Consider the following 20,406-nt stretch of genomic DNA (forward strand, 5'->3'; position numbering starts at 1 on the left):
CCTGAAGTAACGAGGAAATTGTGTACGAAGGCGCAGTCCAAGAGCTGATCGACGAGCTCGGACGCCTTCCCGGAGTGGGGCCGAAATCCGCGCAGCGGCTTGCGTTCCATATCCTTGAGGCCGATCCACAGGACATGAAAAAACTGGTGGACGCGATTACCACCGTCAAAGAGCGGGTTAAATTCTGCACCGTGTGCGGGAACGTCACGGAACAGGAGCTCTGCAATATCTGCCGTGACGGGCGTCGCGATCCCTCGGTCATCTGTGTTGTCGAGGAATCGAAGGACGTTCAGGCCGTAGAAAGGACGCGCTCCTTCCGCGGCCGGTATCACGTCTTGGGCGGGGCAATTAATCCCATCGCGGGTGTGGGACCGGAGCAGTTGCGTATCCGTGAACTCCTGACGCGGCTTAATGACGGCGCCATCCAGGAAATCATCATTGCCACGGACCCCAACCTCGAGGGTGAGGCGACGGCCACCTACCTTGCCCGGATGCTCAAGTCCATTGGCATTACCGTTACCCGGCTCGCCTCGGGGCTGCCTGTGGGTGGCGATCTGGAATACGCCGACGAAGTCACCCTGGGGCGTGCCTTTGAGGGCCGCCGCAACGCCCTGACCTGACATGCGATCACCGACGGGTGCCGTGGCTCCTTCCACTATCCATACCGATCGGCTAGAGCTGCGCCCGCTGCGAACCGGTGACGCCGCCGCGGTCCTTGAGTTCCGCGGAGACCCCGACTCCACACGGTTCCTGTCCCACCCACCGCTGAGTCCCACGGAAAACACAGACCGCCTTACAGAACTCGTGCACCTTGGTGAGGCGTCGACGTCGACCCTCTTTACAGTGGGCTGGGCAGTCGTCCTCCGCGGGTCAGCTACGCTGATTGGCGACTGCCGTACGTGGAACAGTTCCGCCACGCTGGTGGACGGAAAGATCGAGCGTGGACGGATTGAACCCGGACAGGCATCGTTGGGCTACATCCTGCACCCGGACTATCGGGGCCAGGGATACGCGCGCGAAGCGGTGGGCGCATTGATCACCTGGCTTTTCACGGAAAAGGACATCCGAACCATCCTGGCTGGGGTGTACGAACCCAACGTGGCCTCGGCCCGGCTCCTGAGGAGCCTGGGATTCCAGCAGGATCTGTACCTCACAGCCGGACAGGACCAAGCGGGAAAAGGCCTGCCTTCTTTGAGGTTCCGGCTTGACAGACCCGTCGCTGTCGCAAAATCCGGTAGCTGACCCGTGTCGGGCCGATTTTTGGTCACAATTATCTGCCCTGCAGGGCCCGGCGATAAACTGGGGGAAACCAGGCCTCAATGGCACTTGCCGCAGGTCTTCCAGTTCCGATAGATCCAGTGAAGGTACGCGCATGAGCACGCCCACTACCGAAGTGCCTGTCAATCAGGAGCCCAGTCCCCAGACCGCTCACTCCCAAGCCAACCGACAGTTGATGGTGCAGAAGTTTGGCGGGTCGTCCGTCTCGGATGCCGAGGGCATCAAGCGCGTGGCCCGGCGGGTTGTTGATGCCCAGAACGCGGGTAACGAAGTAGTTGTTGTTGTCTCTGCCATGGGCGACACCACCGACGAACTCCTCGATTTGGCTGGACAGGTCACGGACTCGGCTCCGGCCCGTGAAATGGACATGCTCCTTTCAGCGGGAGAACGAATTTCAATGGCATTGCTGGCCATGGCCATCAACAAGTACGGCGCTTCCGCCCAATCCTTCACCGGCTCGCAGGCTGGAATGATCACCGACGGCATCCACGGAAAAGCCCGGATCATTGATGTTGACCCGCACCGGATCCGTACCGCCCTGGACAAAGGGCACATTGCGATAGTTGCTGGTTTCCAGGGCATGAGCCGGACAACCAATGAGATCACTACCCTGGGCCGTGGCGGTTCCGACACTACTGCCGTGGCGCTGGCTGCAGCACTGGAGGCGGATGTCTGCGAAATCTACACCGACGTCGACGGCATCTACACAGCTGATCCGAGAGTTGTCGCGACAGCCAAAAAAATCGACACCATCTCCAGCGAGGAGATGCTGGAGCTGGCCGCCTCCGGCGCTAAAATCCTGCACCTGCGCTGTGTTGAATACGCTCGCCGCTTCGGCGTTCCGCTCCATGTCCGCTCGTCATTCAGCCAGAACGAAGGCACTTGGGTCTTGCCCAGCGCCGATGACAAGATCACTATTCAAGAGGGAGTTGCCTTGGAGCAGCCAATCATCTCCGGCGTTGCACACGACCGGTCAGAAGCCAAAGTCACAGTGGTTGGTGTCCCCGACATCCCCGGCAAGGCCGCAGCGATCTTCCAGGTCATCGCCGATGCACACTCGAATATCGACATGATCGTGCAGAACGTCTCCACGCACGGAACTGCGCGCACTGATATCTCGTTTACGCTTCCCATCATCGAAGGGGCAGAAGCCCTTACGGCCCTGCGGGCCGCACAGCCTGAGATCGGTTTCGAGAGCATCGAATACAACGAACAGATCGGCAAGCTGTCCCTTATTGGGGCGGGTATGCGCTCACACCCGGGCGTTTCAGCACGGTTCTTCGCTGCGCTCTCGGGCGCAGGAATCAACATCAACATGATCTCCACCTCGGAAATCCGCATCTCAGTCGTCACGCATGCTGACTTGCTGGACGACGCCGTCCGCGTTATCCACAAGGCGTTTGATCTGGACAGTGGCCACGAAGCCACGGTGTACGGCGGAACTGGCCGCTGACGCCCGGGGGTCCGCAGGCAACCTATCTACTGCGCACCCTCATAAAAAGGCCCCCACGAACTGGTATGAACCGGTTCCTGGGGGCCTTTGCGGTGTCAGCGCAGCGATTGATCTTTCGGATTCCTGGGAACCACGTACGTACTTCCGTCAGGCCTTTTGACCGTCTCCCACTGTTGGGTTTCCACTTCCTGGCGTGCCAACAGGCTGCGGTTCTCGGCTGTCATCTCATGGTCAAGGTCGCTACGGTTTGCCGGGCCGAATACAGCACGCAATCTTCCCGTGGCACGCATAAATCGTTGCGCAGCATTGTCTTTGGCCATGATGTTCTCCTTATGTCGTTCACCGACTTTCCTCTCATAGTACACTAACCATTAGGGCACTAACTATTGGAGAATGACGATGGAACCTGACAGCAGCCGTCCGGCAGGACCAGGCACCGCCACCACGGCAACCCCGCTTGACCGCGACACAGAGGATCTGCTGCTTGAGCATCAGCTGTGCTTCGCCCTGACAGTGGCTTCCCGCAATGTAGTCGGTGCCTATAAGCCGGTCTTGGACAAGCTTGGGCTGACACATCCGCAGTACCTAGTGATGCTGTGCCTGTGGGAGAAGAACGCGCAGTCGCTCCGCAATATCAGCGACGCCCTGGCGCAGGAACCAGCCACCATTTCCCCGCTACTACGCCGCCTCGAGGCCGCCGGCCTGATTACGCGTGAACGGATGGACGGAAATGAGAGGGCCCTGTCAGTCAAACTGACCCCGGAAGGGGCCGCCCTCCGCCAGAAGGCAGTGGCCGTCCCTGGAACCATGATGGATCGGCTAGGCCTGACCCGCGATCAAGTAGGCGACCTGCACCGGGCGATGGTGGGGCTCATTGCAGCCACCAACCGCTCCGCCCCGGAGGCACCGGACGAGCCCGGGGTCTGACCTGCTGTGGCCCTACACCGCGAAGACTCCGCGCGCTAGACTGACGAGAAGACAACGGGAAGGGTTTCTGATGAGTTTTACGGTCCGCCGGGCAATCCCCGCGCTGGTGCTTCTCGGGCTTATGACAGGCTGCGCTGGAGGCGGCGTGGAATCAGCCGTAACCTCCAATCCGCCAACGCCTGCAACAAGCCCCGCCCCGGCCACAGATGGCGCAAGCTCGTCTGCTAGTGCTAAGCCCACACCGTCCGTCCCAACGTCCCCGAGCACAGGTTCGCCGGGCGCTGCTGGCGGCGGAAACGCGGACCTGACAATTGTCATCAAACCCTCGGAAACTGCTGCCGCCGTGACCTATACCCTGACCTGCTCCGGCGGAGACCCGTCAGGACAGCCGGCGCACCCGGATCCGGCCGGTGCCTGCGCGGCGTTGCTGGCCAATGGCTCGCTCCTGTTTCAGCAGCCCCCACCTACGGACCAGGCCTGCACCATGCAGTTTGGTGGACCAGAGACGGCGACGGTTACAGGCACTGTTGACGGCAGGGCTGTCAATTCAACGTATACCCGCGCGAACGGGTGCAACATCAATGAATGGGATTCAGTAGTGGATATCCTTGGCCCGGCCAGTGGAGACGTATAGCGTCCTGGCGGAGGGCGAGTGGAAAGAGCGTGAAGCGGCTCACCACGGCCGGGTTCGCCATTACGCGGACCCCTACCTCGCCCGGAGATCTGCTGGGCATAAGCATCCGGTGGAAGATTTCCTCTTCACGTATTACACCCAGAAACCCGGCCAGCTGATGCGCTGGCATCCGGGCGCTGGCACTTTCCTGACCGGGCCCGCTGCCGCTGACCGTTTGACGTGGAAGTATTACCGGGCAGTGACCGCCCGGGAGAAGACCGACGCTGGCCTCCCGGCAGACAGCACGGCAGTCACCGTGGATACCGCAGCATTTATCAGCGCCCGCCAGGAAGCTGTCACATTCGCGCAGATCATCCTGACTCGGACGGCTGCGCGCCCCGCTCAATTTGGCTGCTTCGGCCTCCACGAATGGGCCATGGTGTACCGGCAGGAAAAGTTTGAACACCGTCACGAGTACCTCCAGTTGCGCCTCGGTGGCGAGGGAACGGACACCGTAGTGGAAGAGAACCGCATCCGTTGCTCGCATTTTGACGCCTTCAGGTTCTACACGCCCGATGCCCTGGCCCTCAACGAACTGAAACCCAGCCGGGAAAACCAGCGCGATCTGGAACAACCCGGCTGCCTCCATGCCAACATGGACCTCTACAAATGGGCGTACAAGCTCACTCCGCTGCTGCCCAGTGAGCTGATCATGGACTGCTTTGAACTGTCATGGCGGGTCCGTGCCATGGACATGCGCGCCTCTCCCTACGATCTGGCGGAATGGGGTTATCCGCCCATCCGGATTGAAACGCCCGCGGGTAAATCAGACTACGTTGCCCAGCAGCGCGGTTTCGCCGAGGAAGCCGCACTTCTCCGGAACAGGCTCGGGAGCGTGCTTGCTGGCCTCACCCGCGATCAGCCACTCCCCTCACCTGATGGTCACCCCTCCGATCTTCTCCGGCAAAGGACAACACTGTGAGCCTGACCGAGACAGATAACCGTGTGTCAATGGACCTGACCATCGTGCTGAGCGAAACACCGGCCGGTCCACACCACGAATTCACCCTCGTGGTGGCTGATGGCCTTGTGCAGGAACGTTCGCGGATCCCCGATCCTCAAGCAGCACTTGCTGCAGTGGAGCAGTACGGCCAAGGAATCTTCTTCCCGGAACCGGGACCACCAAGGATCTGTACCCAGCAGTACGGGGGCCCGCAGCGAGCAGTGATCACGGGCACCCTTGCTGGCAAGGCGGTCCGGACTGAGCTCTCCCTGACTGATGGCTGCGAGATCGCCCGCTGGCGTGCCCTGGCTCCCCTCCTGGGGGGAACACCGGGCTCGCGCGGTGCCGTCTGACTCGTTTCCGGAGCGTAGCAGCCACTACGTCAACCGACCTTCCGGGAACTCAGAAACAGGGCAAGCCCGGACTGGGTTTGGATCAGGCTGGACAGGCAGATGGCCGGTGGATCACTGTGATCCACCGGCCATCTGCCTATTTTTTGTTCTTGCCTACCTATCGCAGAAGGTTTGCGTTACCGGCGTCCGCCGGTACCTCCTGCTTTTTCTTTTCCTTCTTGACCTTGTCTTTCTTATCTTTCTTCGCCGGGTCAGTCTGCTCGTCATCCGGAACAACGACTGTCGCGCCGGGGGTGACCACCACGGAGACGAACGTCGGGTCAGCGCCACCCGAGTAGTTCACGCGGCCAATGTAGGAACCTGCCTCCAGGTTCTTCCACGACATGGTGACGTCGCCGGACTTACCGTTTGCCAAACGCAGCGGATTGGGGCTTACCGTGGCATTACCCACGTTTGCTCCCAAGACGGCAGCATCAAGGGAGGCCTTGGTGGGCTGTCCATTGGGGCTGGCATAGAGGTTCGCGAACATTGTGTAGACGCCCGGCTTCGGGTTGGTCACAGAGACAGATTCACTCGCCGAAACTGTCTGGGATGCCAGCTGTTGCCCATCCGGAGTGAAGACCAGAAGATCAAAGTCCGCAGCCTCGTCTGAAGAGAATACTGAGAACTTTGCCAGCGGCGAACCTTCCGCAACGGTGACCTGCTTTGCAGCGTTGGAGCCGTTATTGGCCAGGACCAGGGCCCCGGGCACCAGTTCAACTGCACTCGAGTCTGCCTTGGACAACCCATCAACACTCATGCTGATGGGCGCATTGGTTCCAGACGTTACAGGGATTTTGCCCTGGCCCGTTCCACCCGTGGAGGTGAAGGCAACGTTGGCTGGCGCCACAGCAGCCTGCGGACGCACAGCAACGGGTGAGGCAACGTTCTTGCCAGCACCCTGCCAGACCAGGCTACCCATGGCGAACTGCCCAGTAGGCGCCGAGGTGTTCTCGAACTTGACCTTGAACGTACGCTTTTCACCTGCGGCGCTGAAGTTCAGGATGGACGGTGTCACAGTGACCTTGACGCCCGGGACATTTGCCTGTGCCCGGTAAAGGCCGGGAGTCAGCGCTGTCACGGTCCGGGTCACTTCGGTTGCACCAGTCAAGGATCCGAGGGCAAAGGATGCCAGGTTCATGTCCCGGGGAGCGGTACTGCCCAGGTCCGGAATTCCCAGATCCAGGCCGGTTCCCTGGATGAACTTGAGATAGTCGGTTTCGTTGGCGTCGTAGACCAGCCCCGGATCGAGGACCCGGCCCACGGAAACCTGGCCGGCTCCGGTTGCGAAGACGTCGTTGTTGCGGCTGCCGTCAGCATTCTTGATATCGCTGGCAGTAGTCATCATGGCTGATTTCACCGTTGCCGGTGACCATGTGGGGTTCTTGCCAAGGACCAACGCCGCAAATCCTGCGACATGCGGTGAGGCCATGGATGTTCCGGAGAGCATCCCAAACAGCGCACCGTTTTCCGCAATGGGCGACACGCCTGCCAGGACTGCAACGCCCGGAGCTGCAACGTCAGGCTTGAGGAGGTCTGACCCGGTTGCCAGCAGCGGTCCTCGGGAAGAGAAACCGGCAATCTGTGGCTGGGGTTCAGACGGCAGCCCGGTGGTGTCCTTGTTGACCAACGCAGCCTTAATGCCGGGGTTCGCTGCCAGCTTGTCCTTGATCTGCTGGGTGGCGGGAGGGTTGACGTGCACGGTGGGAACGGCATGCTGGTCGACGTCTTCGGAGGAGGCAGTCACGTTGACCAGGATCATTCCGACGCCGCCGGCGCGCTTGACCTCCGTGCTCTTTGCAACGCGGTCAACTACTCCGCGGTCGCAGACCACAATCTTTCCTGCCACCTTGGCCGGGTCAAGGACGTTGGGAGCGCACAGTTCGGGATTGACCGCGCCTGCCGCTGCAGCGCTTGAAGCCAGTGTCAGCGGGCTGGCCGGTACGTTGTTCGCCATCAGGCTTGCACCGCGGAATTTGGTTCCGTCAGTGAATTCGATGGTGCCCTGAAGCTCGGTGGAGAAAGAGCTCGCAGCGACAGTTGTCAGCCAGGGTGCCCCGTGGTTGACCGTGCTCGCCGTGGGGCCCGAGTTGCCCGCCGACGCGGCGACGAAGATGCCGGCAGACGCTGCGGACAGGAATGCAAGTGACACCGGATCCGTGGTGGTGGAAGTGCTGCCCGAGATCGAGTAGTTCAGCACATCAACACCATCGAGGATTGCCTGGTTGATTGCCGCGACGGAAGCGGAGCTATAGCAGCCGCCAGTGTTGGGATCGGTATCCTCCCAGCAGACCTTGTAGATGGAGAGCGCGGCAGCCGGTGCCACACCCCCGGTGATTCCCATGTCGCGGGCTCCAAGGTTGGCACGCACGTTGGCGTTACCGGCTGCAGTGCTGGCCGTGTGAGTTCCGTGGCTTCCCACGTCAACCGGGGAAAGCACCTCTTCCGGCGCTCGGTTCTCCGGCGGTACGTATGCCTTGAAATCATCTGCGAAGTACCGTGCGCTGAGAACCTTGGAGTTACAGGCGCTACCGTCGAAGCCGGCGCCCGTGCCCTCGCCCTTCTGGCATTCGCCAACAAAGGTGTCACCGTCGGCCTTCAGCATGGCAATGTTCCCGTTGCCGTCACGGTAGGGAACACCTACCTTGGGTTCTCCGCGGAGCGGCTTGACGTCACTGCCAGAAAAGAAAGGGCTCGACGGCGTGTAACCAGAGTCGATGACACCAACCACAACGCCCTTGCCTGCGTTCTTGGTGCCCCCGAAGGTGGTGTTCCAGATCCCCTTTGCACCGGAAAGCTGGAGGAAATCGGTGGTGGAATAGTCCGGCGCGTTCTCAGTGTCCGGCGCCACAACCAATACGTCAGGATCCTTTGCCAGGTTCAGGGCCTGGTCAGCGGAGAGGTCTGCGGTAAAGCCATTGATGGCGGCCGTGAAAGTCTTCTTGATCTGGACGCTCTCGTCCTTTGCGACTTCCTGCTGCCGGGTCTCCAGGTGCTCCTGGTAGCGCTGGACTTCCGGCCGCTCGGCGTCGAGCTTCTTGCCGGTCTCCGGCTTGGTGGCCGCAAGCCCCTGCGTACCACCCGCATACGTAGCCGCAGGCTTTTCAGCCAGCACCACGATGTACCGGCCTGCCTGGTAGTCCTTGGGGTCAACTGTCTTCTGCTGGACCGCCGGCAGCCCGCCCTGGGCGGGGGCTGCAGTGGCGGGCATGACGGCTACGGAGGTTAGGAGCAGCGGAATGCCGATGGAAAGAGCTGCAACCTTCCGTACCCCTTGGCTTCTGAAGAAGCTTTTTCCTGCTGTTTTCACGAGTGGTATGTACCTTTCCTAAGGAACGCTCCCGGCGGTGCCGGGCACACGATGCCAGCCTGGGTAAATGACAGATTATGTCTGCACTGCCCGGGCTGGCCGTACTCACACTACAGATTGAGAGTCGAATATGACATAGATCTCATCGAAGGATTCACAACTTGTCACGTGAATTTACACAGCGTTTACACAGTTCGTCGGAGTATTGTCTCGGCACACATCAGGATTCCGTGGATGATGACGGCATGTCGGCACTCTCAAGAAGTGCGCGAAAGAGACCGTCCGGGGGATCCCAGCTGCCGGCCCGGGCGTGCCGGGTCCAGGTTCACCAAAAGCAAGGGAATGAGGCAGCTAACTCGGCCCACGGGCCGCGCAGGGACGTCAGCGCGGCGTGCGCACCAGGTCGCTGAGCTGCTGGCGGATCCGATCGTCCACGGGGCCCAGCACCATGGTTTTGCGCGCGGCGCGATCTGCCTGCACCTTCTGGAAAACCATTTTCCCCAGGCCTGCGAACAATGCCGCAGCAACAAAGGGCAGCAGCAGTGATTTCGGTTTTTCAGCCATGCCGCCATCTTACTGTTGTCCCCTGCCCCAGACCACAGCATGCCGCCACACACTGGCAGTCCGTGGAACATTCCGCCGCCCGGCCAGGGTCATTTCACAAAATGCAGATCCGTGCGGGTTGGCCGGTAGAATAGGCTCTGCAAGCTCGCGGAGCGACCGTCCATTCTGTGCCTTCTTCATCAGCACGTCCAGGAACGGCGTGAGACGGCATCACTCCGCTGCGCCCTTACCCAATGCTCATGCACAGGAGTTGCCGGATGCCCCGGATCGTTGTTGACGTCATGCCCAAGCCCGAGATTCTGGACCCGCAGGGGAAAGCAATTGTTGGAGCCCTCCCCCGACTGGGCTTCACCAGCTTCAGCTCTGTCCGTCAGGGCAAGCGTTTTGAACTCACGGTCGACGGTGAGGTGACCGAGGAAATCCTGGCCCAGGCCCGCGAAGCTGCCGAGACCATGCTCTCCAACCCGGTCATCGAAGACGTCGTCAACGTTGAGGTCCTTGCCTGAGATGAGTGAGCTTCCCCTGATCGGCGAAGCTGTCGCAATCGCGGCAGAACCACGCCTTGCTGGCGCCCGAATCGGCGTCGTCACCTTCCCTGGAACCCTTGATGATCGCGATGCCGCGCGCGCCATTCGGCTCGCGGGAGCAAGTGCCATATCGCTCTGGCACGCTGACACTGAGCTCGGCGAGGTGGATGCAGTTGTCATCCCCGGCGGTTTCTCCTACGGCGATTACCTCCGCGCCGGTGCCATCGCGCGTTTCGCCCCCCTGATGACAAGGATCATCGACGCGGCGAACTCTGAGGCCAAACTACCGGTGCTGGGGATCTGCAACGGTTTCCAGATCCTGACGGAATCCCATCTTTTGCCGGGGTCCATGATCAAGAACGATCACCTGAAATTCAACTGCAGCAACCAGATCCTGCGCGTGGAAAACAACACCACTGCGTGGACGTCCGACTACGCCCTGGACCAGGAAATTGCGATTCCCCTGAAAAACCAGGACGGCCAGTACATCGCTGACGAGAAAACCCTTGATGCCCTCGAAGCCGAGAACCGCGTGGTATTCCGCTATGTGGGCGCCAACCCCAACGGGTCGCGACGCTCCATTGCAGGCATCTCAAACGCGGCCGGCAATGTCGTAGGCCTGATGCCACACCCCGAGCACGCAGTGGAAGCCGGCTACGGTCCGGAAACCCCAGGCGGCGCTGGCGGGATTGATGGCCTCGGCTTCTTCACGTCCATCCTGACCAAGATCGTGGGAGGCGCCAAATGAGCCTGGAAACCAACCGGAAGTTCAACATCGACACGGTGGAGAACGCGGAAAAAACTCCTGACACAGAGCTGCCTTGGGCGGAGCTGGGCCTGAAGAAGAACGAATTCGATGAAGTGGTCAAGGTCCTGGGCCGGCGACCCACCGGTGCGGAACTGGCCATGTACTCGGTGATGTGGAGTGAGCACTGCTCCTACAAGTCCTCAAAGAACCACCTGCGCCAGTTTGGCGAGAAGGTGACCGAGGAGATGAAGAAGGACATGCTGGTCGGCATCGGCGAAAACGCCGGAGTCACCAACCTCGGGGACGGCTGGGCCGTGACCTTCAAAATCGAATCGCACAACTCGCCGTCCTTCGTGGAGCCATATCAGGGAGCTGCCACGGGCATCGGCGGAATTGTCCGCGACATCATCTCCATGGGCGCCCGTCCCGTCGCGGTGATGGATCCACTTCGTTTCGGTGCCATTGACCACCCGGACACTGCCCGCGTCATGCACGGTGCCGTGGCGGGAATCGGCGGCTACGGAAACTCCCTGGGCCTGCCGAACATTGGCGGCGAAATGGTGTTTGATTCTGTGTACCAGGGCAACCCGCTGGTCAACGCGCTCGCCGTCGGCGTGATGCGTCACGAGGACATCCGCCTCGCGAACGCCTCCGGCAAGGGCAACAAGGTGGTCCTGTTCGGTGCACGCACCGGTGGTGACGGTATTGGTGGCGCCTCTGTGCTGGCGTCAGAGTCCTTCGATGACACCAAACCGTCCAAGCGTCCTGCAGTTCAGGTCGGTGACCCGTTCGCAGAGAAGGTCCTGATCGAATGCTGTCTGGAGCTCTTCAAGGGATCCCTGGTGGAGGGCATCCAGGACCTAGGCGCAGCTGGCATCTCCTGCGCAACCTCCGAGCTGGCATCCAATGGCGACGGCGGCATGGAGGTTGAGCTGACCTCCGTCCTGCTGCGCGATCCCAGCCTGACGCCTGGCGAAATCCTGATGTCAGAGTCCCAGGAACGCATGATGGCTGTGGTGACCCCCGAGAATATCGAGGCCTTCGAAGCTGTCATGGACAAGTGGGCCGTCGAGTACTCCTGGCTGGGTGAGGTGACGGATTCCGGCCGCCTCATCATCACCTGGGACGGCGCCGTGATCGTTGACGTGGATCCACGGACAGTGGCGCATGACGGTCCTGTCTATGACAGGCCGTATGCCCGCCCGGACTGGCAGGATGCGCTGCAGGCCGATTCGTTCACAGGTTCAGTCCAGGACGCAGGCCGTCCCGCAGCTCCGGCACAGCTGGCTGCCGCTGTTACCGAGCTGATTTCCTCCCCCAACATGTGCAGTAAGTCCTGGATCACCAAGCAGTACGACAGGTACGTCGGCGGCAACACTGCCCTGGCTTTCCCCGACGACGCTGGCGTGATCCGCGTTGATGAGGAAACCGGCCTTGGTGTGGCACTCGCCACGGATGCCAATGGCCGCTACACGTTCCTTGACCCGTACCACGGTGCGCAGTTGGCCCTGGCTGAGGCCTACCGGAACGTCGCCACCTCCGGCGCCGTTCCCATGGCCGTCAGCGACTGCCTGAACTTCGGTTCCCCTGAAGATCCAGACGTCATGTGGCAGCTTGCGGAGGCCATCCGCGGACTTTCCGACGCCTGCATGGTGCTGGGTATCCCCGTCACCGGCGGCAATGTCTCGCTCTACAACCAGACCGGCTCCACACCCATCCATCCCTCCCCGGTGGTGGCTGTGTTGGGCAAGTTCGACGACGTCGCCCGCCGCACGCCGTCGGGCTGGCAGGAAGATGGCCAGGCCATCTACCTGCTGGGCACCACCGCAGCGGAACTGGACGGCTCTGAGTGGTCCAACCTGCGCGGCCACCTTGGCGGCCTGCCACCCAAGGTTGATCTTGCGGCCGAGCGCGAACTTGGTGAGATCCTCATCAACGCTTCCCGTGACGGCATGATCGACTCAGCTCACGATCTCTCCGAAGGTGGCCTGGCTGCCGCCCTGGTGGAATCCTCGCTGCGCTACGGCGTCGGTGCTCGGATTGCGCTTCAGGACCTCATGGACCGCGATGGCGTGGACCTCTTCACGGCGCTGTTCTCCGAAACACAGGCGCGCGCCATCGTGGGCGTTCCTCGCTCGGAAGAAGTCCGCTTCAACGACATGTGCACCGCACGCGGCTTCATGCACCTGCGTATCGGCGTCGTGGATGCCGACAGCGGCATCCTGGACATCAACGGCGTTGAGGACCTGGCTTTGGACGCCCTGAACGAGGCGCATGAAGGGACCCTGCCGAAGTACTTCGGCTAGTCCTGCTGCTCCTCCTGCCACAGCGATTCACAAGCGCGCCTGCACCTTTCTGGTCAGGCGCGCTTGTGATGTATGCCAGAATCACGACGCTGTTGTCGGAATCAACGCTCCTCACGTTGCTCCTGGTTCGCTTTGGTGTCCGTGGCGGTGCGGGACAACCGCCACCCCTACTGCAGGGGTCATTGCCAGCACCGAGGAATGGTCACCAAGCGCAGGAACGCACCGGCAATACCGGGAGCCGCCAAAGGTCCACAGTCTGCCGCCCCGACGTCAGCATCACCATAACGAGCGACGCCCGTTCTTTCACCTTGATGTTCAGCAGCACTGCCTCTGGTTCGCAGAGCCAGGGCAGCGAAATTCCGCCCAATGGGTTTTGGCCGGGATTCATGCGGGAAAGAACTGACCGTCTTGGTGGCGCGCTTCGAGCGGGCAGCTCCGGAGGACGTTGGGACGTGGAGGCCACAGTACCCCTGGAGCCGCTCTTGACCGACGCACCCCAGGCAAACAAGGTGCCCTGCAGGTGAGGGGACTCAGCTGATAAGTTCCCTAGCACTGGCGATGTAGTGTGCGGTGACGTAACGCTGGGCGATGCCGGTTGCAAGGCTGCCCGCGCGGTAGAACCAGTTTGCTGGCTTGCTGAAGGCTGTGATGACCAACCGGACTTCACCGGTGTCGGTGAGTTCCACCTCAAAAGCTTCTTCACCAGTGACGGGGTGGCCCTTGAGCGCGCCGTAGCCGAACCCCGCGCGCTGCGGAACACTGCCGGGCACCGGTTCACGGGTCCAGATGACCTCGCACGGCGCATTCACCCGGAGGGGTCCGACGCCGAAACCATTGACCACGCGCACGCCGGGTGTGGCACGCGGCGAGGAGGCCGTGACTTTCAGCCCGGAGCGCCGCTGCAGCTCCCAGCCCAGAATCCCTTCCGCGAGCTGGCGATACGCCTCGTAACCATGCCCCACCACCACTGTATGGTCGGTTCGTTTGAAGCCAGTAGGTGAATCCCCGGTCCTTGTGGATCCGATTCCCGGATACGCCAGGACGCTCTCACGCTGCAGGATGGATGTGGCTCTATTCAACATAGGACTCCGTAGGTCGGTGAGTGTTGATACGTGTGATGTGGGCCGGGAGGCAGTGGGTCTAGGGTCGCTGGCCCGGAGTGCCAGAGCTAGCAGAAAGCATGGCCCACCCAAGCTGTTCTCGCTGTTTGCGGGGGAAGGACGCCACCACCAGGTCATAGGAGTCCTCCACCATGTCCCTGATCATGGAATCGTCCAGGTCTCCGTCAAGGCGGACACCGTTCCAGTGGAACTTGTTCATGTGCCACGCTCCAGTGATTTCGGGGTGTGCTGCCCGCAGCTGAACGGCAAGAGCGGGCTCGCACTTGAGGCTGACCTGGAGGGAGGACGCGGAGAGGTTCGAGAGACCAAACATCTTTGCCACGCTTCCGGTATCTCCACTGATGGCAGACTTTACCTTGAACACGGAGGATTCCGGCCCGAAAGGGAAGTCCTCAAAAGCTCCGGGGAAGCTCAGGCAAAACTCTCGCAGCTGCGCACCGTCCATGGATACAGCCTACGTTCAGTTCACGCCAAGAGCGCGGAAGGCACTGTGATGATCACCGAAGACCCATCCGCCAACCCTCCTGGGCAGGGCAGGCGTTCACGACTACGTCCAGGCCTGCAGCCTTGGCACGGTCTACAGCTGCGTCGTCGAACACTCCCACCTGCAACCAGATGGCCCGGGCTCCGACGGCAATCGCCTGATCGATGACGGCCCCAACCCTGCTGGAATTGACAAAACACTCCACCACATCCAGGGGGTGCTCCGCCACTGCAATGTCCGCCAGGCTGCGGTATCCAGTCTCGCCGTGGACATCAGCACCAGGCAGGTTGACGGGGATGATGCGCATGCCAAGCGTGTCCCGTACAAAAAGGGACACACCAAAGGCAGGCCGCCACTCGTTGGTGGACAACCCGACGACGGCCCACGTTCCGGGGGTCCGCATAAGACGGTCGATCACGCTTTGATCATTCACATGTGCCATGAATCCAGCCTAAACCTCACCCAAAGCACGCCGGAATCACTGCTAAATCGAAGAATCCTCACATTTCATGACCAATAGACCCTGGTAACCGAATATTACGCCCGTTTATTACGCCCTGGGGGCCTGAAATTTGTCCAAAGGCGACTTGATGCTGTTGCATGATGATTGACCATCCCGAGCGGCCGAGAGACCTGGATCGATGAAGCCGCAGCAACCCTGGTCACCCGGCGCCCCCAAGGCACGCGGTGATAACAAGGACAACGCCCTGGGAATCCGGATCTGACCAATCCTGGAGGGGCGAAACTCCGTAGGGTGCTACTGCCAGGACCGATGGAGTGATTTCATGACTGCAGTCCTGCCCCACCCCGTTGTTACCGATCGTTCGTCGGCAGCGCGGGCACTTCCAGTCTCTTTCCGCAGCCTTCGCCGGAGCTTCGGTTCCGGACCCTCAACCCACACTGTCCTGCGGGACGTCACATTCGACGTCGCAGCCGGTGAGGTGCTGGCCATCCTTGGTCCCTCGGGTTGCGGAAAGTCCACCCTGCTGCGTGCGACAGCGGGCCTTGATGCGCCAAGTGCCGGATCCGTCGTCATCAGGGATACACCCGTTGAAGGCATCGATCCACGCTGCGCTTTCGCCTTCCAGGAACCCCGACTCCTGCCGTGGCACACCCTGCAGGCCAACATCGCAATCGGCCTGCCCAAGGGGTCCAGCGCCAAGGAGGGCAAGGCCAAAGTGGCCCGCCTGTTGGACCTTGTGGGACTCTCCCCATTTGCGAAACACCGACCGCGCGAAGTCTCCGGCGGCATGGCCCAGCGCGCATCGCTGGCCCGGGCGCTTGCCCGCAATCCCGGGGTGCTGCTGCTTGACGAGCCTTTCGGAGCGCTGGATGCCCTGACCCGGATCAAGATGCAGGATCTCCTCCTGGACGTCCACCGGGCCGAACCCACCACCGTATTGCTTGTCACCCACGACGTTGACGAAGCTCTGCAGCTTGCGGACCGGATCATTGTTCTGGGTTCCGACGGCGGCGATTCAGGTGCCACCATCGTCCGCACCATTGAGGTACCCGGCAGCCGGCCCCGAGACCGAGCGTCAGCCGAACTTGCCAGCCTTCGCGGCTCACTGCTTGCCAGCCTTGGCGTCGGCGCCCACTAACACTGGCGCGCTGCAGCCAACCCACCCGTTCCACCGGTCACCACAGTGCACTACCGGCGGCTACTCATCTGCCGCCAGCCCCTTATCTCCCCTGATTTCCGCCTAGAAGGACTCCCATGTCGCATCCCACACGCTTCTCCCGCCGTTCGTTCCTTGGGGCAGCCGCCCTTGCCTCCGCTGCCAGCCTGGCCCTGACGGGTTGTGTTGCAGGCGAAGGATCCGCACAGGCGGCAGCCGGCGGAACGCTGAACATCGACTTCGCCACTTATAACCCGTTGAGCCTGGTCATCAAGGACCAGGGGTGGCTTGAGGCAAGCCTGAAAGACCAGGGCGTCACGGTCAACTGGATCCAGTCCGCTGGTTCCAACAAAGCAAATGAGGCACTACGGGCCGGCGCTGTGGATGTCGGCTCCACCGCTGGCTCCGCCGCCCTCCTTGCCCGGTCCAACGGTTCACCCATCAAGACCATCGACATCTTCTCGCAGCCCGAGTGGTCGGCACTGGTGGTACCGGCGGACTCCCCCATCACGTCTGTGGCGGATCTGAAGGGCAAGTCCGTTGCTGCGACAAAGGGCACGGACCCCTACTTCTTCCTGCTCCAGTCCCTGGAGCAGGCCGGGCTGAGCCCCAGTGACGTAAGCGTGGAGAACATCCAGCACGCAGATGGCCGGACAGCCATGGAAAATGGCTCGGTCCAAGCCTGGGCCGGGCTGGACCCCATCATGGCTGGAGCAGAGAAAAATGGTGCCAAGCTGATCTATCGCAACCTGGACTTCAACACCTATGGATTCCTGAACGCCAACGAATCCTTCCTGAAGGAGAAGCCGGAACTGGCCCAGGCCGTGGTGAACGCCTACGAAAAGGCGCGCGCCTGGGCCGCAGAGAACCCCGATCAAACGGCCCAGATCCTGGCTGATGTGGCAGGCCTGGACCTGGACGTGGCCAAGACAGTGGTGCTTGAGCGCAGCAACCTGGACGTGGACCCCGCTCCCGGAGAGGCCCAGCGCAAGGTGCTCGAAAAAATTGGCCCCACTTTCGTGGAGACCGGGGACGTCAGTTCCCAGCAGCAAATTGACGACGCCGTTGCCTCTCTCCTTGATGACTCGCTGGTGAAGAAGGCTGATCCGTCAGCCATTAAGGACTCGTGATGGAGCCCCATCTCACCGGCAACAGCGTTGTGGATGCGCGTGCTGCAGCCGCAGCCACAACAACGGCAGACGCAACCCAGGCAGGGACCTCCAAGGCCCCTGCTCCAGCTTCGGGATGGTCTCCCGCCGGAGTCCGCTCAAGGAACTGGGCGCGTCTGCCCCTCGGGATGCTACTGCCTGCAATCGTTCTGGCCGCCTGGCAGATTGCATCCACCGCCGGTGCGTTCAGTCCCGTCCAGCTGCCGTCCCCCGCTATGGTGTTCACCGCAGCTTCAGAACTGGTGGCCCGCGGTGAGCTGGGCACGCACATTGCCATCTCCACCCAGCGAGTCCTGATCGGATTCTCCATCGGCGCGGCCCTTGGCCTCTTCCTCGGTGCCACGGTGGGACTTTCCAGGCTTCCTGATGCGCTGCTTTCCCCGACACTCGGCGCGCTGCGCGCGGTACCCTCCCTGGCATGGGTTCCCCTACTGATCCTCTGGATGCGGATTGGCGAGGATTCCAAGATCACACTGATCATCATTGGCGCCTTTTTCCCGGTGTTCACCACCGTTTCACTGGCACTGCGCCATGTGGACAGAAATCTTGTGGAAGCGGCCCGGGCTTTTGGCCTCAAGGGTGTCCGCCTGCTTACCACAGTGCAGCTACCCGCCGTCGTCCCCTCCGTCTTTTCTGGACTGCGGCTGGCACTTGCCCAGGCGTGGCTGTTCCTGGTGGCGGCGGAACTCATTGCCTCCTCCATGGGCCTGGGGTTCCTCCTCACTGATTCACAGAACAACGGCCGTACGGATCGGATGTTCCTGGCCATCATCATGTTGGCCGTGATCGGAAAAATCACCGATGCCCTGCTGGGCTTGGCCGAGAAATGGGCTGTGAAGCGATGGGCTTGAGCACCACTCAAAACCCTGATGCACCTGCCCGAATTGCGTTCTGGGAGGCGGCTGCGAGGAGGCTGGACTGGGAACAGCCCTGGCACACGGCGCACACGTTCACCAAAGCCTCCCGCCTCAGCGGCCCCGAGGTGGCAGCAGATGAAGCCGAGTACTCCGTCCCAGCCATCGAATGGTTTGCCGGTGGCACCCTGAATGTCGCGTATAACTGCGTGGACCGCCATGTGGTGGCTGGGCGCGGCAACAAGGTTGCGCTGCACTTCGAGGGTGAGCCGGGTGACCGCCGCAGCATTACCTATGCGGCTCTGCAGCGCGAAGTCTCGAAAGCCGCCAACGCACTGGCCGACCTTGGTATTGGCAAGGGTGACCGCGTGGTGGTCTACCTCCCCGTGATTCCGGAAACGGTCATCATCACCCTTGCGATAGCCCGGCTTGGCGCCATTCACTCCCTGGTATTTGGCGGCTTCTCGGCAGAAGCACTGAAGTTCCGGGTAGAGGACACCGATGCCAAGCTCCTGGTGACAACGGATGGCCAGTACCGACGCGGCGTCGCCGTGCCGGTAAAGGACAACGCCGACACGGCAGTTGCTGGCGAGAACTCGATCGAACATGTCCTGGTGGTCAATCGCACCACGCGCCCGGAAGAACTGAACAGCGTACCCATGACTCCCGGGCGGGACATCTGGTGGCACGACGTCGTCGATACGGCATCGGCGCAACACACGGCGGAAGCGTTCGACGCCGAGACACCACTGTTCATCATGTACACCTCCGGGACCACAGGTCAGCCCAAGGGACTTGTCCACACCTCCGGCGGGTACCTCACCCAGGCTTCCTGGAGTTTTGACCACCTCTTCAGCAACCCGGATCCGTCCCTGCGTGCGGACGACGTGCACTGGTGCACGGCGGACCTTGCCTGGGTCACGGCCCACACCTATGAAATCTATGGACCGCTCTCCAACGGGGTCACCCAGGTGATCTTCGAGGGAACTCCCAATACCCCACACCCCGGGCGCCACTTCGAGATCATCGAACGCTACGCCGTCACGCAGTACTACACCGCCCCAACCCTGGTCCGGTCTCTGATGGGGTGGTTCCCGGACGGGGTACCGGAAAAGTACGATCTCTCCTCCATCCGCCTGCTGGGAACCGTCGGCGAGGCCGTCAACCCCGAAGCCTGGCGCTGGCTGCGCGAGAACGTGGGAAACGGGACAGCCCCCATGGTGGACACCTGGTGGCAATCCGAAACCGGCGCCACCATCCTCTCCCCCGCACCCACGGACCCGGATTTTAAGCCAGGCTGCGCGGCTCGTCCGCTGCCAGGCGTAAGCGCCAGGATTGTGGACGCCCAAGGTAACACCGTTGCTCCTGGCGTCCCAGGGTTCATTGTGGTGGACGGTCTTGGCCCAGCAATGGCCCGGACCGTGTGGGGGAACCCCGCACGGTATCTTTCCTCCTACTGGCGCCAGTACCCCGAGCAGGGATGGTTCCTGGCCGGTGACGGAGCAAAATACGATGCCGACGGCGACATCTGGATCCTCGGCCGGATCGATGACACCCTCAACGTCTCCGGCCACCTGCTCTCCACCATTGAGATCGAGTCGGCGCTGGTCAGCCACCCCGACGTGGTGGAAGCTGGCGTATGTCCAGTGACGGACCCACTGACCGGGCATGCCATCGTCGCATTTGTGGTCCCCACCCGTTCCCGCCCAGCAGGAACTGGTGTCGCGGAGCCAGCCGGCGTGGGTCCCTCCTTTCTGGCCGAGGAACTACGGACCCACGTTGCAGCCAGGATTGGGCCGATTGCCAAACCACGCCACGTCGTCGTCGTTCCTGATGTACCCAAGACCCGCAGCGGCAAGATCATGCGCCGGCTCCTTACGCAACTATTTGAAGACTCGCCCCTCGGGGACACCACCTCGCTGCAGAACGAGCCGGCGATCGCCGGTATCCAGGATGCGCTCCTGAGCTACCACTCACGCTCCGGAAAAAGCACACCCCCAAGCACAGCCACCACCGGACAGAAGTAAAGGACACCTGC

20 protein-coding genes are annotated in these 20,406 nt (G+C 61.7%); 14 read left to right on the plus strand and 6 right to left on the minus strand.

Translation table 11 applies throughout. The annotated features are described in order from the left end of the window. Positions 1–20 precede the first annotated feature (20 nt). From recR to QMG79_RS08490, 3 genes are all read left to right on the plus strand, one after another. The gene (gene recR, locus QMG79_RS08480) at positions 21–620 is read left to right on the plus strand and encodes a recombination mediator RecR (RefSeq protein WP_283538157.1); all 600 of its coding nucleotides are present in this window, start codon (positions 21–23) and stop codon (positions 618–620) included. Between the two features lie 22 nt (positions 621–642). After that, on the plus strand, positions 643–1,242 hold the full coding sequence (locus QMG79_RS08485) for a GNAT family N-acetyltransferase (protein WP_283538158.1): 600 nt from the start codon (positions 643–645) through the stop codon (positions 1,240–1,242). Between the two features lie 130 nt (positions 1,243–1,372). Further along, positions 1,373–2,731: an aspartate kinase gene (locus tag QMG79_RS08490; RefSeq protein WP_283538159.1), complete on the plus strand. Its 1,359-nt coding sequence runs from the start codon at positions 1,373–1,375 to the stop codon at positions 2,729–2,731. Positions 2,732–2,826: 95 nt separating this feature from the next. Here QMG79_RS08490 and QMG79_RS08495 read toward each other — a convergent pair whose 3' ends face one another. Beyond that, positions 2,827–3,051, minus strand: a complete 225-nt coding sequence (locus QMG79_RS08495) for a hypothetical protein (RefSeq protein ID WP_283538160.1) — start codon at positions 3,049–3,051, stop codon at positions 2,827–2,829. 79 nt (positions 3,052–3,130) lie between these two features. On the opposite strand from QMG79_RS08495, the gene QMG79_RS08500 reads away from it, so the two are divergent. The 4 genes from QMG79_RS08500 (at position 3,131) to QMG79_RS08515 (ending at position 5,627) form a co-directional block, all read left to right on the plus strand. After that, positions 3,131–3,658, plus strand: coding sequence for a MarR family winged helix-turn-helix transcriptional regulator (locus tag QMG79_RS08500; RefSeq protein WP_502934731.1), 528 nt, complete (start codon positions 3,131–3,133; stop codon positions 3,656–3,658). A 70-nt stretch (positions 3,659–3,728) separates the two neighbouring features. Next, a complete protein-coding gene (locus tag QMG79_RS08505) occupies positions 3,729–4,292 on the plus strand; it encodes an SSI family serine proteinase inhibitor (protein WP_283538162.1) in 564 nt (187 codons plus the stop codon). Next, the gene (locus tag QMG79_RS08510; RefSeq protein WP_283538163.1) at positions 4,279–5,253 is read left to right on the plus strand and encodes a 3-methyladenine DNA glycosylase; all 975 of its coding nucleotides are present in this window, start codon (positions 4,279–4,281) and stop codon (positions 5,251–5,253) included. The genes QMG79_RS08505 and QMG79_RS08510 overlap by 14 nt, the downstream gene beginning before the upstream one ends. A 29-nt stretch (positions 5,254–5,282) precedes the next feature. Continuing rightward, complete coding sequence (locus QMG79_RS08515) at positions 5,283–5,627, plus strand: serine protease inhibitor (protein ID WP_283538692.1); 345 nt, start codon at positions 5,283–5,285, stop codon at positions 5,625–5,627. Between the two features lie 157 nt (positions 5,628–5,784). Here QMG79_RS08515 and QMG79_RS08520 read toward each other — a convergent pair whose 3' ends face one another. Both QMG79_RS08520 and QMG79_RS08525 read right to left on the minus strand, forming a co-directional pair. Further along, on the minus strand, positions 5,785–8,976 hold the full coding sequence (locus QMG79_RS08520) for a S8 family peptidase (protein ID WP_283538164.1): 3,192 nt from the start codon (positions 8,974–8,976) through the stop codon (positions 5,785–5,787). Between the two features lie 381 nt (positions 8,977–9,357). Further along, a complete protein-coding gene (locus tag QMG79_RS08525) occupies positions 9,358–9,540 on the minus strand; it encodes a hypothetical protein (RefSeq protein ID WP_283538165.1) in 183 nt (60 codons plus the stop codon). A gap of 257 nt (positions 9,541–9,797) precedes the next feature. On the opposite strand from QMG79_RS08525, the gene purS reads away from it, so the two are divergent. The 3 genes from purS to purL are packed head-to-tail and all read left to right on the plus strand — an operon-like array spanning position 9,798 to position 13,121. After that, positions 9,798–10,046, plus strand: coding sequence for a phosphoribosylformylglycinamidine synthase subunit PurS (purS, locus tag QMG79_RS08530; RefSeq protein ID WP_283538166.1), 249 nt, complete (start codon positions 9,798–9,800; stop codon positions 10,044–10,046). 1 nt (position 10,047) lies between these two features. After that, a complete protein-coding gene (purQ, locus tag QMG79_RS08535) occupies positions 10,048–10,815 on the plus strand; it encodes a phosphoribosylformylglycinamidine synthase subunit PurQ (RefSeq protein WP_283538167.1) in 768 nt (255 codons plus the stop codon). Beyond that, positions 10,812–13,121, plus strand: a complete 2,310-nt coding sequence (gene purL, locus QMG79_RS08540) for a phosphoribosylformylglycinamidine synthase subunit PurL (protein ID WP_283538168.1) — start codon at positions 10,812–10,814, stop codon at positions 13,119–13,121. Before purQ ends, purL begins: the two co-directional genes overlap by 4 nt. Before the next feature lie 530 nt (positions 13,122–13,651). Here the strand turns inward: purL and QMG79_RS08545 are convergent. The 3 genes from QMG79_RS08545 to QMG79_RS08555 are packed head-to-tail and all read right to left on the minus strand — an operon-like array spanning position 13,652 to position 15,168. After that, entirely contained in the window at positions 13,652–14,203 is a 552-nt protein-coding gene (locus QMG79_RS08545; RefSeq protein WP_283538169.1) for a DUF1990 domain-containing protein, read from the minus strand. A 58-nt stretch (positions 14,204–14,261) separates the two neighbouring features. After that, positions 14,262–14,687, minus strand: a complete 426-nt coding sequence (locus QMG79_RS08550; protein WP_283538170.1) for an MmcQ/YjbR family DNA-binding protein — start codon at positions 14,685–14,687, stop codon at positions 14,262–14,264. Between the two features lie 52 nt (positions 14,688–14,739). Beyond that, on the minus strand, positions 14,740–15,168 hold the full coding sequence (locus QMG79_RS08555; RefSeq protein ID WP_283538171.1) for a CoA-binding protein: 429 nt from the start codon (positions 15,166–15,168) through the stop codon (positions 14,740–14,742). Between the two features lie 343 nt (positions 15,169–15,511). Here QMG79_RS08555 and QMG79_RS08560 point away from each other — a divergent pair, with 343 nt between their 5' ends. From QMG79_RS08560 to acs, 4 genes are all read left to right on the plus strand, one after another. Next, positions 15,512–16,327 (plus strand): ABC transporter ATP-binding protein, encoded by an 816-nt coding sequence (locus QMG79_RS08560; RefSeq protein ID WP_283538172.1) that lies wholly within the window; start codon positions 15,512–15,514, stop codon positions 16,325–16,327. 116 nt (positions 16,328–16,443) lie between these two features. Next, complete coding sequence (locus tag QMG79_RS08565) at positions 16,444–17,475, plus strand: aliphatic sulfonate ABC transporter substrate-binding protein (RefSeq protein ID WP_283538173.1); 1,032 nt, start codon at positions 16,444–16,446, stop codon at positions 17,473–17,475. Continuing rightward, positions 17,475–18,365, plus strand: a complete 891-nt coding sequence (locus QMG79_RS08570; RefSeq protein ID WP_283538693.1) for an ABC transporter permease — start codon at positions 17,475–17,477, stop codon at positions 18,363–18,365. The genes QMG79_RS08565 and QMG79_RS08570 overlap by 1 nt, the downstream gene beginning before the upstream one ends. Then, entirely contained in the window at positions 18,356–20,395 is a 2,040-nt protein-coding gene (gene acs / locus QMG79_RS08575) for an acetate--CoA ligase (RefSeq protein ID WP_283538174.1), read from the plus strand. The genes QMG79_RS08570 and acs overlap by 10 nt, the downstream gene beginning before the upstream one ends. Positions 20,396–20,406: the final 11 nt, after the last annotated feature.

This window comes from Pseudarthrobacter sp. PS3-L1 (genome assembly GCF_030063285.1).
GTDB lineage: Bacteria > Actinomycetota > Actinomycetes > Actinomycetales > Micrococcaceae > Arthrobacter.

Bases quoted from the DNA above. Each gene is read 5' to 3' on its own strand.
- QMG79_RS08545 (WP_283538169.1), bottom strand. From the start codon at position 14,203: ATGTTGAATAGAGCCACATCCATCCTGCAGCGTGAGAGCGTCCTGGCG.
- QMG79_RS08500 (WP_502934731.1), top strand. From the start codon at position 3,131: ATGGAACCTGACAGCAGCCGTCCGGCAGGACCAGGCACCGCCACCACG.
- QMG79_RS08560 (WP_283538172.1), top strand. From the start codon at position 15,512: ATGACTGCAGTCCTGCCCCACCCCGTTGTTACCGATCGTTCGTCGGCA.
- QMG79_RS08505 (WP_283538162.1), top strand. From the start codon at position 3,729: ATGAGTTTTACGGTCCGCCGGGCAATCCCCGCGCTGGTGCTTCTCGGG.
- acs (WP_283538174.1), top strand. From the start codon at position 18,356: ATGGGCTTGAGCACCACTCAAAACCCTGATGCACCTGCCCGAATTGCG.
- purS (WP_283538166.1), top strand. From the start codon at position 9,798: ATGCCCCGGATCGTTGTTGACGTCATGCCCAAGCCCGAGATTCTGGAC.
- QMG79_RS08565 (WP_283538173.1), top strand. From the start codon at position 16,444: ATGTCGCATCCCACACGCTTCTCCCGCCGTTCGTTCCTTGGGGCAGCC.
- purL (WP_283538168.1), top strand. From the start codon at position 10,812: ATGAGCCTGGAAACCAACCGGAAGTTCAACATCGACACGGTGGAGAAC.
- QMG79_RS08525 (WP_283538165.1), bottom strand. From the start codon at position 9,540: ATGGCTGAAAAACCGAAATCACTGCTGCTGCCCTTTGTTGCTGCGGCA.
- QMG79_RS08495 (WP_283538160.1), bottom strand. From the start codon at position 3,051: ATGGCCAAAGACAATGCTGCGCAACGATTTATGCGTGCCACGGGAAGA.
- purQ (WP_283538167.1), top strand. From the start codon at position 10,048: ATGAGTGAGCTTCCCCTGATCGGCGAAGCTGTCGCAATCGCGGCAGAA.
- QMG79_RS08515 (WP_283538692.1), top strand. From the start codon at position 5,283: ATGGACCTGACCATCGTGCTGAGCGAAACACCGGCCGGTCCACACCAC.
- QMG79_RS08555 (WP_283538171.1), bottom strand. From the start codon at position 15,168: ATGGCACATGTGAATGATCAAAGCGTGATCGACCGTCTTATGCGGACC.
- QMG79_RS08490 (WP_283538159.1), top strand. From the start codon at position 1,373: ATGAGCACGCCCACTACCGAAGTGCCTGTCAATCAGGAGCCCAGTCCC.
- QMG79_RS08550 (WP_283538170.1), bottom strand. From the start codon at position 14,687: ATGGACGGTGCGCAGCTGCGAGAGTTTTGCCTGAGCTTCCCCGGAGCT.
- QMG79_RS08570 (WP_283538693.1), top strand. From the start codon at position 17,475: ATGGAGCCCCATCTCACCGGCAACAGCGTTGTGGATGCGCGTGCTGCA.